Source organism: Rhizobium sp. PL01, from assembly GCF_033447125.1.
Taxonomy (GTDB): domain Bacteria; phylum Pseudomonadota; class Alphaproteobacteria; order Rhizobiales; family Rhizobiaceae; genus Pararhizobium.
Window position 1 is genome coordinate 160499 of record NZ_JAWQUM010000002.1, and the last position, 13557, is coordinate 174055.

The window sequence follows — 13557 nt, forward strand, 5'->3', positions numbered from 1 at the left end:
ATTCTTGCTTGGTGTTTCGCGGCCCGCCGGCGCGGTTTGCAGATTCGCCACGGCTCCCGTTGAGCCGGGCATAGAGACCGAACCCGCACGTTCATTCCGGACGCGCATGGCACGGTTTAAAAAGAGGGCCTTATGACGAAATTGCGGCAGGCAGGTGACTATCACATGCCGATTGTAGACCGTGGAACACGGCCCGGAACGGTCTTGCGGATCATTCTGCTCGCCATCGTGCTGACCGCGTCGGCCGTCGCCTTCGTCATTTTCAAGGACCAACTGGAAAACCAGATCGTTCTTGGCATTCTCGGCGTGCTGGCCATGGTCGGCATTTTTTTTCTGGTGTCCTCTGTTATTGGCTTCATCGAGGTGATGCCGCAATCGCGTCCCGACGAGCTGGCGCGTGCATTCCTCGACGGTCATCAGGATGGCACGCTGGTGACCGACCGCAAGGGCCGGATTGTCTACGCCAATGCGGCCTACGGCGCGCTGACAGGCGCCACCAAGGCGACGGAAATCCAGTCGCTCGAAACGATCCTTTCACGCAACCGCGAAGCGACGGAGGCAATCTACCGGCTGACCAACGGTCTGCACGAGGGCAAGGCCGGGCATGAGGAGTTCCGTCTGCTGAAGCCGCTGCGCTCGAGCGGTGGCTCGGCCGGCTCCGGCGCGCATTGGTTTCGTCTGAAAGCGCGCATCCTGCCGCTCGAAGACGGTGACCGAAACCCATTCTATATCTGGCAGATTTCCGACATCACCTCCGAGCGCGACGATCAGGAGCGCTTTTTCAAGGAATTGCAGAACGCGATCGACTATCTCGATCACGCGCCGGCCGGCTTCTTCTCGGCCGGCAAAAAGGGCGAGATTTTCTATGTCAACGCAACGCTGGCCGATTGGCTTGGCCTGGATCTGACCAAGTTCCAGCCGGGATCGATGACGATCGCTGATCTCGTCGCAGGCGAGGGGCTGGCGCTGGTCCAGTCGGTGCAGGCCGAGCCCGGTCTGAAAAAGACGAAGACGCTCGATCTCGATCTGCGCAAGGCCAATGGCCAGAGCTTCGCCGTGCGCATGGTGCACCGCGTTTCCTCGGCTCGCGACGGTGCGCCTGGTGAAAGCCGCACGATCGTTCTTGCCCGCTCCAACGATGACGAAAGCGATCAGTCGGCTTCGATCGCCGCGATGCGCTTTACCCGCTTCTTCAACAATACGCCGATGGCGATCGCCTCCGTCGATGGCGACGGCCGCATCTTGAGAACCAACGCGCCGTTCCTCAAACTGTTCTCCGCCGTCGTCTCGCAGGATGACATGGAGCACGGTGCACTGCTGGAAGCCTTCGTTCACAGTACAGACCAGACGCGGCTGCGCGATGCGCTGGACGCCGCCAAGGACCGGCAGGGCGACATCGCGCCGATCGATTCGCTTCATCCGACCGACGAAGCCCGGCATTTCCGCTTCTATGTGAACGCGGTCATCGACCAGAGCGACCAGGCACCGGAAGAGGCGGCGATTGTCTATGCGGTGGAGATCACCGAGCAGAAGGCGCTCGAGACCCAGATGGCGCAGACGCAGAAGATGAATGCTGTCGGCACCCTGGCTGGCGGTATCGCGCATGACTTCAATAATGTGCTGACGGCGATCCTGCTTTCCTCCGACCATCTGCTTTTGTCTGCAAGGCCAGCGGATGCGAGTTTTGCCGATCTGATGGAGATCAAGCGCAACGCCAACCGTGCGGCGGTGCTGGTGCGTCAGCTTCTCGCCTTCTCGCGCAAGCAGACGATGCGGCCGTCCGTGCTGTCTATGACCGATGTTGTCGGTGATCTGCGCATGCTGGTCGACCGGATGACTGGAACCAACGTCAAGCTTGAGGTCGATTACGGCCGCGATCTTTGGCCGGTGCGCACCGATCTCGGCCAGTTCGAGCAGGTCGTGCTCAATCTGGCCGTCAACGCGCGCGATGCCATGCCCAATGGCGGCATCATCACGCTGCGCACCCGAAACCTGCCGTCTGCCGAAGTTGCTGCGCTCAATCTGCGCGAGCTTCCGGAAGACGATTATGTTATGGTGGAAGTGGCCGATCAGGGGACAGGTATACCGCCTGAAATCCTCGACAAGATTTTCGAGCCTTTCTTCACCACCAAGGAAGTCGGCAAGGGCACCGGGCTTGGATTGTCGATGGTCTACGGCATCATCAAGCAATCCGGCGGCTACATCTATCCCATATCCGAAGTTGGCAAGGGAACGACGTTCCGTATTCTGCTGCCGCGCTATATCGAAGAAGCACCATTGCCGGGCGAAGCCGGCGAGGCGCAGGCTGCGGCCGCGCTCGCGGCAAAGGCTCCCGTCAAGGCGGAACCGACGGACCTGACCGGAAATTCGGCGGTGGTTCTTCTTGTGGAAGACGAAGAGGCCGTGCGCCGCGGCGGCAAGCGCATGCTGGAAACCCGTGGCTATACGGTGCACGAGGCCGGTTCCGGCGTCGAAGCGCTTGAAGTCATGGAAGAGCTGAACGGCGCCGTCGATATCGTTGTGTCCGACGTCGTCATGCCGGAAATGGATGGCCCGACCCTGCTCAAGGAAATTCGCAAGAGCTATCCGGACCTGAAATTCATCTTCGTCTCCGGCTATGCCGAGGATGCCTTTGCCAGAAACCTACCGGCCGACGCCAAATTCGGCTTCCTGCCGAAGCCGTTCTCGCTGAAGCAACTGGCTGTTGCCGTGCGGGAAATGCTCGACAGCTGATTGGGTCGTCGCCAGGAAGGCGAATCCGCCATTCTCACGGGTTCTGAATGTGGCCATTAACCGGCGCAGAGCTGCGGGGTTAACCGCTTGCAGCGATATTTTCGGGCGAATGCTGGCCGTCGTAAAAAGGCCTGTTTCGCGATTGCAACTGAGGGTGTCATGCGCTGCGCTACAATCTGAAAGGGTTTACCGCCTTCAGCCAAAGCGCAGCGCTCTATCCCTCGGTTTGTGAGCGCTCGAATGAATTCTAAGCTAAGAGTTGCAGTTCTCTTCGGTGGCCGTTCTGCCGAACACGATGTGTCCGTTCTGTCGGCGCGCAATGTGTTCAAGGCGCTCGATGCTGAAAAATACGATGTCGTGCCCATTTTAATCGACCGGCAGGGAAAATGGCTTCTCCATCACCTCGTCGATAAAGCCTTGCCCGACTCGCTATCTGCCGTGAATATACAAGTCTGCCTTCTGCCCGGCGGCCGGGGCCGTCTTTTCATCATTCCGGAAGATGGAGATATCCGCGAGCTGCCGCCGGTCGATGTCGTGTTTCCGGTTCTGCATGGGCCGCATGGCGAAGATGGCTCGGTGCAGGGGCTTGCCGAGGTTGCGATGGTGCCGTTTGCCGGATGTGGAATTCTGGGGTCGGCCACGGCGATCGACAAGGATGTGGCAAAACGCCTTCTGAACGAAGCCGGATTGCCGGTGGCACGGTCTCTGACCTTCTATCAGGGCGATGCCCCGTCTTTCGATGAAGTCGTTGCGGCGTTGGGATCGACGGTTTTCGTCAAGCCCGCCCGGCAGGGCTCGTCGGTTGGGGTCAGCAAGGCCCGAACGGCGGACGAGTTTCAAGCGGCGCTCGTGGAGAGCTTCCGCCACGATCAGAAAATCCTCGTCGAGGAGTTCATTCAGGGACGGGAGATCGAGTTCAGCATTCTTGAACAGGCGGACGGCACGATCATCGTCTCTGTTCCGGGAGAAATCATGCCCGCCGGCGGTCACGTCTTTTACAGCTATGATGCCAAATATACCGACCCGGATGGCGCCATTCTCAGCATTCCGGCTCAATTGCCGGATGACATTGCGCAAGAGCTGAGATCAATGGCGCAAGGTGCTTTCAAGGCGCTCGGATGCGACGGCATGGCCCGCATCGACTTTTTCGTGCGGCCCGACATGAGCGCCGTCGTCAACGAGGTCAACACGATCCCCGGTTTCACCGATATCAGCATGTATGCCAAGGCCTTGGCCGTAAGCGGAATTGCCTATGCCGACATCATCGACCGGCTGATCGAACATGGGCTTGCGCGGGGTTCGCGGCAGGCCTGACATTCCGGGGGCTGGCAGCCAGCCCCCGATTTTTCCAATGGTTGCTTGATTCAGAGCAGGGCGACGGCAATCTCGGCAGCGAGCCGGGCATTGTTCTCGACCAGTGCGATATTGGTCTCAAGGCTGCGGCCGTCGGTCAGGCCGAAAATGCTGTCGAGCAGATAAGGCGTGACTTTCTTGCCCGAAATCTCGTCGCGCTCGGCATTGTCCAGCGCCCGGGTGATATAGATTTCCATCTCGTCGCGCGGGATTTCGCTGGCCTCCGGCACCGGGTTGGCGATCAGCATGCCGCCATCGACGCCGAGCAGGTCGCGCATCTTCTGGAAATTGGCAATGGCTGCCGGGCTGTTGAGCATCAACGGGCTCTTCAGGCCGCTATCGCGCGACCAGAATGCCGGGAAGATTTCGCTGTCATAGGTGACGACCGGAACGCCGCGCGTTTCCAGAACTTCCAGGGTTTTGGGAATGTCGAGAATAGCTTTTGCGCCGGCGCTCACGACGATGACGCCGGTGCGTGCCAGTTCGTCGAGATCGGCGGAGATGTCAAAGCTCTCTTCGGCCTTGCGATGCACGCCGCCGATACCGCCGGTGGCAAACACGCGAATACCGGCGCGGGCTGCGGCAATCATGGTCGCAGCGACTGTCGTGGCACCGGTGCGGCGTTCGGCGATCGCAAAGGCGAGATCGGCACGCGACAGTTTCATCGCACCTTCCGTCTGCGCCAGCGCCTCCAGCTGTGCGTCTTCCAGACCGATATGCAAGACACCGTCTATGACGGCGATGGTTGCCGGTACGGCGCCTTCCTCGCGGATGATCGCCTCGACGCTGCGGGCCATGTTGAGATTGCCGGGGAAGGGCATGCCATGGGTGATGATCGTTGATTCCAGGGCAACGATTGCGGCGCCGCGGGCCTTGGCGGCCGCGACTTCACTGGAATATGCCATCGGCAGAAGGGGGGAGAAGGGCTTGGTCATGGCGGATCCTTTTTGGCGTTTTAAGGCGCGTTCATGACAGGATTTCGGCTGGCGGCACAAGTCGAATTGCTTCATCCAGCATCGCCCGCGACATTTTTTCCGATACGGCTAGCGGCGAACGTACGGTGATGCCGGCAGCGGCAACGCCGGAGCGCAGACATACATCAATCGGTTCACCCTCCACAAATGCCGACAGAAACCCGGCTGCAAGCGAATCGCCAGCGCCGGTGACGTCGGAGAGCGCGTCGAGTTGCGGCGGTGCCACCATGACCGTTCGCCCGTCCTGAAATGCAATCGCCGACTTGCCGCCACGCGTAATGACGCCACCGGAAAGGCCGGCCGCCTGCAGCAGAACAGGCCATTCCGCAGCCTCGGCGCTGTCGCAGCCCGTCAGCGCACGCGCTTCCGCCTCGTTCATGAAAAGGAAATCGAGCCCGGACAGGCATTTTACCAGACGCGCGACTTTTGCTGGTGAAATGGCGATAGCGGCGATCGGTTTTGATTCGGCGTTCGCACGGATAATCAGACCGGCCAGCGTCTCCTCAGGCAGGTTCGCATCGATGACGATCAGGTCACTGGACGAGACGATCTCCCGCATGGCCCTTTGCTGCAATCGCCTTGGGGAAAACAGCCGGTAAAGCTCCATGTCGGCAAGCGCAATCACCAGGTTGCCGTCGTTTTCCAGAATGGCGGTGTAGCTTGGCGTCTTGCGGTCGAGGAAGATGAAGGGGCAATCGATAACACCGGCTTCACTTGCGGCTTGAGCGACCGTTTCACCGGCAGCATCGCCGCCGCGCGGGCTGATCATGCGAACGTCAAGTCCGAGCCGCGCCAGATTGCGAGCCGCGTTGAAACCGCCGCCGCCGGCCTCTTCGAACCAACTGCCCGGATTGCTCGATCCCGGCACGGTGGTGCCGAAGATTCGGGCCCGGCGGTCGATATGCGCACCGCCAAAGATGGAAATCTGTCTGCCTGTCATGCGTTTTCCTGTGTGCCGATCCCTGGCGATTCGCTATGCTGTGATGCTGATACGCTTTTTGTTTCAATCATTTCTACCCAATCTGAAATTCATGGAACAAGAAAAGAACACGCATCGATTTATGTTGCCAATTCAAGTCCATAGATGGCTCTTGCAGAAAGAGAACAAAAAGTGTACATAGCTTTCATCGGCAGCTTCATTGCCTCGACAGCTTCCATAACCTAAAGGTGGATCACATGGCACAAAACTCTTTGCGGCTTGTAGAGGACAAATCGGTGGATAAAAGCAAGGCACTTGAAGCGGCACTCTCCCAGATCGAACGTTCGTTCGGCAAGGGATCGATCATGAAGCTCGGTGGAAAAGACAGCATTGTCGAAATTGAAACCGTTTCGACTGGGTCGCTGAGCCTGGATATCGCGCTCGGTATCGGTGGATTGCCCAAGGGGCGTGTCATCGAAATCTATGGACCGGAAAGCTCGGGCAAGACGACGCTGGCGCTGCAGACCATTGCAGAAGCCCAGAAGAAGGGCGGAATCTGCGCCTTCGTCGATGCGGAACACGCGCTGGATCCGGTCTATGCCCGCAAACTCGGCGTCGATCTCGAAAACCTCTTGATCTCGCAGCCGGATACCGGCGAACAGGCGCTGGAAATTACCGATACGCTGGTGCGCTCCGGTGCGATCGACGTTCTCGTCATCGATTCGGTCGCAGCATTGGTGCCGCGTGCTGAAATTGAGGGTGAAATGGGCGACAGCCTGCCGGGTCTTCAGGCGCGCTTGATGAGCCAGGCGCTGCGCAAACTGACGGCCTCGATTTCCAAGTCGAACTGCATGGTCATCTTCATCAACCAGATTCGCATGAAGATCGGTGTCATGTTCGGCTCGCCGGAAACCACGACGGGCGGTAACGCCCTGAAATTCTATGCCTCGGTTCGTCTGGACATTCGCCGTATCGGCGCTGTCAAGGATCGTGAAGAGGTGGTCGGCAACCAGACCCGGGTCAAGGTCGTCAAGAACAAGATGGCGCCTCCCTTCAAGCAGGTCGAATTCGACATCATGTATGGTGAAGGCGTCTCCAAGACCGGCGAGCTTGTCGATCTCGGCGTCAAGGCCGGTATCGTCGAGAAATCCGGTGCATGGTTCTCCTATAACAGCCAGCGCCTCGGTCAGGGCCGCGAGAATGCCAAGATGTTTCTGCGCGACAATCCCGATACGGCCAAGGAAATCGAACTGTTGCTGCGCCAGAATGCCGGCCTGATTGCCGAAAAGTTCCTTGAGAACGGCGGTCCGGAGGCTGGAGACGAGGATGACGACGCCGCTCTGGCATAAGATCACCTGATTTTCGACCTCATGTTAGCCGGCCGCTCCTTCAGGGAGCGGCCGGTTTTCTTTTGCCGTCTGGACAGGGATTGGCCCGGACGATAAAAGCCTGTGTTCCAGTGGGGCGGGAGAGGATCGGCGGATGTCCGGTGATCCCTGATTTTCAAAAGTTTTCCGGTTCGCGGTTCAGCCAAGCAGGCTGCGGACGGTCCGATGCAAGAGGTAAGGGCGCAATATGAGCGGCGTGAATGAAATCCGGTCGACGTTCCTCGACTACTTCAAGAAGAACGGCCATGAAGTCGTGTCGTCGAGCCCGCTGGTTCCGCGCAACGATCCGACGCTGATGTTCACCAATGCCGGCATGGTGCAATTCAAAAACGTCTTTACCGGTCTTGAGCAGCGCCCTTATTCGACAGCTGTGAGCGCGCAGAAATGCGTGCGCGCCGGCGGCAAGCACAACGACCTCGACAATGTCGGTTACACCGCGCGCCATCATACCTTCTTCGAGATGCTCGGCAATTTCTCCTTCGGCGACTATTTCAAGGCGCAGGCGATCGAGCTTGCCTGGAACCTGATCACCAAGGATTTTGGCATTGATGCCAAGCGGTTGCTGGTGACCGTTTATCACACCGACGACGAGGCTTTTGACCTCTGGAAGAAGATCGCCGGCCTCAGCGACGACCGGATCATCCGCATCCCGACCAGCGATAATTTCTGGGCGATGGGCGATACCGGCCCGTGCGGTCCGTGCTCGGAAATCTTCTACGATCACGGCGATCATATCTGGGGTGGCCCTCCCGGCTCGAAGGATGAGGATGGCGACCGCTTCATCGAGATCTGGAACCTCGTCTTCATGCAGTATGAGCAGGTGACGAAGGAAGAGCGGGTCAACCTGCCGCGTCCGTCGATCGATACCGGCATGGGCCTCGAACGCGTTGCAGCGTTGCTGCAGGGCAAGCATGATAATTACGACATCGACCTGTTCCGTGCCCTGATCGCTGCCTCGGAAGAGGCGACCGGCGTCAAGGCTGAAGGCGACCGCCGTGCCAGCCACCGCGTCATCGCCGACCATCTGCGTGCGTCCGCCTTCCTGATCGCTGATGGCGTTCTACCTTCGAACGAAGGCCGTGGCTACGTGCTGCGCCGCATCATGCGCCGCGCCATGCGTCATGCCCAGTTGCTTGGTGCCCGAGACCCGTTGATGTGGAGGCTTTTGCCAGCACTCATCGGCCAGATGGGCCGCGCCTATCCCGAACTCGTCCGGGCGGAATCGTTGATTTCGGAAACGCTGAAGCTGGAAGAAACCCGCTTCCGCAAGACGCTGGAACGCGGTCTTGGATTGCTGTCTGACGCAACGACGGATCTCGTCGAGGGCGATCAGTTGAACGGCGACACCGCCTTCAAGCTCTACGATACGTTTGGTTTTCCGCTCGATCTGACGCAGGACGCCTTGCGCGCCCGTGGCATCGGCGTCGATACGGACGCTTTCACGGCTGCCATGCAACGCCAGAAGGCGGAAGCCCGCGCCTCGTGGTCCGGTTCCGGCGACAAGGCAACCGAAACGATCTGGTACGAGTTGAAGGAAAAGCTCGGCGCGACCGAATTCCTTGGCTACGACACCGAGACGGCCGAGGGTGTCGTTCAGGCGATCGTGCGTGATGGCAAGGCAATCGAAACGGCCTCGAAGGGCGACACGGTGCAGCTGGTCCTCAACCAGACGCCATTCTACGGCGAATCCGGCGGCCAGATGGGCGATACCGGTGTCATCTCGACCGATCACGCCAAGCTGTCGGTGACCGACGTGCAGAAGCGCGGCGAGGGCCTGTTCGTGCATTTCTGCACCGTTGAAGACGGCACGCTCAAGGTGGGTGATGCCGCCGCGCTGAACGTCGATCACGCTCGCCGCTCGCGCCTGCGCGCCAACCACTCCGCAACCCATCTTCTCCACGAGGCTCTGCGCGAAGTGCTCGGCACCCATGTGGCGCAGAAGGGGTCGCTAGTCGCACCCGAACGCCTGCGTTTCGACGTCTCGCATCCAAAGCCGATGTCGGCGGAAGAGTTGAAGATCGTCGAGGATATGGCCAATGAGATCATCGTGCAGAACAGCCCTGTGACCACGCGGCTGATGAGCGTCGATGACGCGATTGCCGAGGGTGCGATGGCGCTGTTTGGCGAAAAATACGGTGATGAAGTCCGCGTCGTGTCGATGGGGCAGGGTATCCATGGCTCCAAGGCCAACCGCCCCTATTCCGTCGAACTCTGCGGCGGCACCCATGTTGGCGCCACCGGCGAGATCGGCCTCGTGCGCATCGTCGGCGAAAGCGCTGTCGGTGCTGGCGTTCGCCGCCTCGAAGCCCTGACCGGTGTATCGGCGCTTGCCTATCTCAATGAGCAGGACGAGCGGGTCAAGACGCTGGCAACGACCTTGAAGGTTCAGCCAGCTGATGTTCTGACCCGTGTCGAGGCGCTGATGGATGAGCGCCGCAAGCTGGAGCGCGAACTGAACGAGGCCAAGAAAAAACTGGCGCTCGGTGGTGGTGATGCCGGTGGTTCTGCCGATCAGATTCAGGATATCGGCGGCGTGAAATTCCTCGGCAAGGTGGTCACCGGCGTTGAGCCGAAGGATCTGAAGAGCCTGGCCGATGACGGCAAGACGAGCCTCGGCTCCGGCGTCGTCACCTTCGTCGGCGTGTCCGAAGATGGCAAGGCGAGCGCCGTGGTTGCGGTGACCGATGATCTGACGTCGCGCTTCAGCGCTGTCGATCTCGTTCGCATTGCCTCAGCAGCACTTGGCGGCAAGGGCGGTGGCGGCCGTGCTGACATGGCGCAGGCTGGCGGCCCCGATGGTACAAAAGCCGCGGAAGCGATCGAAGCGGTCGGCGCAGCGCTCGCCGGATAATCCGGCTTCCATTTTATTGCTAATGTTTGAAAACCGGGCTGAAAGGCCCGGTTTTTCTTTGGCCACTCGCTTTTTTGCGTGCTCATATCGAACGCGCCAACTCCGCAGGATTTGTCAAATCCGGATGTGGTTCTGTCTGGTTGTTCGGCTTGTATGAGGATCGGCATGAGGGAAGACAGCATCTGGGCGGTATATGAGCAGCGTCTGCGGCGCGTCTCTGCCTATATTTACGATCATCTGGACGAGGAGCTCGATCTTGATCGGCTCTCCGATATTGCCTGCCTTTCGCCGCATCACTGGCACCGGGTCTACCGGGCCGTGCACGGCGAGACGCTGGCGGCGACCGTCAAGCGGCTGAGGCTGCACCGGGCGGCGGGTGATCTGGTGCGGACCTCCCTTTCTGTCACGGAAATCGCAAGACGGACCGGCTATCCCAATCTCCAATCCTTCACCCGGATTTTCAAATCGGTGTTCGGCATGCCGCCGGCCCGTTACCGGAGAGAGGGGAGCCATACGGTCTTTCAATCGACAAACGGCAAAGGATTTGGCGAAATGTATGATGTAGCGATGAAAACGATGGCTCCGCGCGCGCTGGTTGGGGTTAGCCATACCGGCTCCTATATGGAAATCGGCCGGGCTTTCGAGACACTGGGCGGCACGCTGCAGGCGCGCCAGCTTTACAGGCCGGGCATGAAGATGATCGGTCTCTATCTGGATGACCCTGATCTGGTTCCGGAAGACAAGCTTCGTTCGTTCGCCTGCATGACAGACGGCGAAAATGTGCCCGCGGAAGCTCCCCTGGAGCGAAAACACCTCGATGGCGGCGAATATGCGGTCCTTCGCCACAAGGGGCCATATGCCGATATGCACAAGGCCTATCAATGGCTCTATGGCGCATGGCTGCCTCAATCGGGCCGCGAAGTCCGCGATACCGTGATGTTCGAAGAGTATGTTAACAACCCGCGTGAAGCTGCGCCAACGGAGCTTTTGACGGATATTTATCTGCCATTGAAGTAGTTTTTGAGCCATACCCGGCGATATTGCATTGCCGGGTACTATTTTTTTATTATCCGGCTAATGAAATGGGCATCGATTGCCTGTTTCAATCATTGGAAAAGGCCCCAATGGTTCAAGCCTTCCAGCACGCCATCCGCCATCGGGCCGCGGGCGGCATAAATATTCGTGTGGGCAGAGGCGATCGCCTTTAATTCGGACAGCGCGTTGCCGACGATGATGCCGCGCACGCCCGGCAATTCGAACATGCTACGATCATTGTTGGTATCACCGGCCACGACGACATCGTCATGCGACAATCCCAACTGGCGGCACAACCAGGAGAGGGCCGCACCCTTATCGACGCCATCCGGCAGGATGTCGAGATCGCGGTTGCTGGAATAAACCAGACGGGCGGCAATCCCGGCGCTTGCCAGCCTTTCCTCGATGCTGACCAGAGTTACCGCATCAGCGTCGTGCAGATACCAGCTGGATTTTTGCGCGTGCTGATAAATGTCAGGCTGGATGGTGATATTAGGAACCCCCGACAGCGCATCGGCAATCCGTTCACGGTTGAAACCTGTACCGATGGAGCGGGAATAGAGCGCGGCATTCGCCGGCTCCTTCTCGTGATAGAGCATCGTGCCGACGCCGCCGATATAGATATCCGGCTTCGGCAGCGCCGTGGTGGCGACAAACGTCTTCTGGTCTTCGAGAAGCCGCCCGCTGTTTAAAACCAGCAAAGGCCGGTTGCGCGACGGGAGGCCGAGCCACGCATCGCGAAACCGCGCCTCCGCATCCCTGTTTCCTGCGAGCGTTCCGTCTATATCGCTGCAGAACAGCCGGACGGGCCTCAATCTCCGTCCGTCCATGGTTCTGCCCATTCGTTGTCATCCATCGCCTGAGGCATCGGCCGCCCCTCGACCACGCCGATCAGCTGCTGGGCGATACCGGTCCAGGTGAACAGGCTGCGCGCTTTGTGCGCGCCCATGCGCGACAGGCGGCCATAGAGCCGATCATGCTTCAACGGCTTCATCATGGTGATGCCGAGATCGTATTTGTCGAACGGATCCGCAAACAGCGCGTGGCGGCCGTAGCTGACGGCGCGGAACAGGCCACCATGAACGGTAATGACCGTCGGCGTGCCGCTTGCCATGGCTTCGATCGCCGTCATCCCAAAGGGCTCATAGCGGCTCGACAGCACGAAAATATCGGCGGCGCGGTAGAAATCGGGCAGATCGTCGTCGGCCACGAAACCGGAGAATACCACCTTGTCGTTCAGACCGAGTGACGCGACCCGCTGTTTCAGCTCATTGAGAATGCCTTCCTCCTGCGGGTCCATGTTTTCGCCGCCAACGGCCAGGTACAGTCTTGCCTCCGGTTCGCGTTCGGCCAGCACGGAAAAGCCGTCGATCAGCAGGTCATAGCCCTTGTTGGTGGCAAGACGGCCCATGGCCATCACGACCTTGCCTTCGAAGCCGAAGCGCTGGCGCGCCATTTCGCGTGTCGCTCTGGAAACCGGAAAGAAACGGTTATCGTCATAGCCGGGTGGGATCATGTGCACGCGGTCGCGGGGCAGATTGTAGTCGTTGACGAGCATTTCAACCTGGATCGGCGTCGTGGCAATCACCATGCTGCAGGAACGGTAGATGATCAGTTCGTGTTTGATGCGCTCGGAAAAATTGAACTCCTTGTCGAATTCGGCAGCCTTGTCCGGGTAGTCCGTCTCCATCTGGCGTTTCTTCCAGAGGCCGAGCGAATGCGGCGTATGGATATGGGGGACGGCCAGTGCTTCCGAGAGGCGCTGGCCGGCAATGCCTGCGTCCCAATAGTGGCTGTTGATCAGCGTGTAGGTAAAATTGTTTTTGCGAATGAAGCGCGCAGCATTTTCGCACCACTCCATCAGGTGCCTGTGAAGATATTCCTTCGGAATGAACTCGTTGCCACCGCAGGGGATGCGGATGACGCGGACGCGGTCATCGACTTCATCGAACTCCGGCTGGTCTTCGAAACGCCGGGTGTAGACATCGACCTGATGGCCAAGAAGCGCCAGTTTTCGGGCGAGTTCAATGACATAAACGACTTGGCCGCCGGTGTCGGCAGCACCGAGCGGTGGCTCTGCGGCGACATACCCATGCGTCGATACCAAGGCGATACGGGGAAGGTGGCTGGAATTTTTTTCGGAGGAACTGTTCATAAACCTGCGGTCACAATCTTTTGGAAGGAGGGTGCGTGCAGTGCAGCATGCGGAAGGGTTCACTTCGCGAACGGTTGGGGGTTGAAAAAGTTCCGATAAAAATCCGCCAAAGGGTGCTCCGGGGACACGGCCGTCATGCGATTGCCTCC

Annotated in this window: 9 protein-coding genes; 5 read left to right on the forward strand and 4 right to left on the reverse strand. The window is 59.3% G+C overall.

Going from position 1 to position 13557, the window contains the following annotated elements:
• Positions 1–132 precede the first annotated feature (132 nt).
• A complete protein-coding gene (gene cckA, locus R6X40_RS05135; protein WP_318411584.1) occupies positions 133–2733 on the forward strand; it encodes a cell cycle histidine kinase CckA in 2601 nt (866 codons plus the stop codon).
• A gap of 240 nt (positions 2734–2973) precedes the next feature.
• Positions 2974–4047, forward strand: coding sequence for a D-alanine--D-alanine ligase family protein (locus tag R6X40_RS05140; RefSeq protein ID WP_318411585.1), 1074 nt, complete (start codon positions 2974–2976; stop codon positions 4045–4047).
• Positions 4048–4097: 50 nt separating this feature from the next.
• Here R6X40_RS05140 and R6X40_RS05145 read toward each other — a convergent pair whose 3' ends face one another.
• Positions 4098–5021 (reverse strand): pseudouridine-5'-phosphate glycosidase, encoded by a 924-nt coding sequence (locus tag R6X40_RS05145; protein WP_318411586.1) that lies wholly within the window; start codon positions 5019–5021, stop codon positions 4098–4100.
• Between the two features lie 31 nt (positions 5022–5052).
• Positions 5053–6000 carry a carbohydrate kinase family protein gene (locus tag R6X40_RS05150; RefSeq protein WP_318411588.1) on the reverse strand — a complete coding sequence of 316 codons (948 nt, stop codon included), beginning with the start codon at positions 5998–6000 and terminating at the stop codon, positions 5053–5055.
• A 236-nt stretch (positions 6001–6236) separates the two neighbouring features.
• Between R6X40_RS05150 and recA the strand changes: the two genes are divergently transcribed.
• The 3 genes from recA (at position 6237) to R6X40_RS05165 (ending at position 11235) form a co-directional block, all read left to right on the forward strand.
• Complete coding sequence (gene recA, locus R6X40_RS05155) at positions 6237–7328, forward strand: recombinase RecA (protein WP_318411590.1); 1092 nt, start codon at positions 6237–6239, stop codon at positions 7326–7328.
• A gap of 226 nt (positions 7329–7554) precedes the next feature.
• On the forward strand, positions 7555–10218 hold the full coding sequence (gene alaS / locus R6X40_RS05160) for an alanine--tRNA ligase (protein WP_318411592.1): 2664 nt from the start codon (positions 7555–7557) through the stop codon (positions 10216–10218).
• Positions 10219–10383: 165 nt separating this feature from the next.
• Positions 10384–11235 (forward strand): AraC family transcriptional regulator, encoded by an 852-nt coding sequence (locus R6X40_RS05165; protein ID WP_318411593.1) that lies wholly within the window; start codon positions 10384–10386, stop codon positions 11233–11235.
• Between the two features lie 89 nt (positions 11236–11324).
• Here the strand turns inward: R6X40_RS05165 and R6X40_RS05170 are convergent, their stop codons facing one another.
• Positions 11325–12095 carry an HAD-IIB family hydrolase gene (locus R6X40_RS05170; RefSeq protein WP_318411594.1) on the reverse strand — a complete coding sequence of 257 codons (771 nt, stop codon included), beginning with the start codon at positions 12093–12095 and terminating at the stop codon, positions 11325–11327.
• Positions 12065–13408 carry a glycosyltransferase family 1 protein gene (locus R6X40_RS05175; protein ID WP_318411595.1) on the reverse strand — a complete coding sequence of 448 codons (1344 nt, stop codon included), beginning with the start codon at positions 13406–13408 and terminating at the stop codon, positions 12065–12067. Before R6X40_RS05175 ends, R6X40_RS05170 begins: the two co-directional genes overlap by 31 nt.
• Positions 13409–13557: the final 149 nt, after the last annotated feature.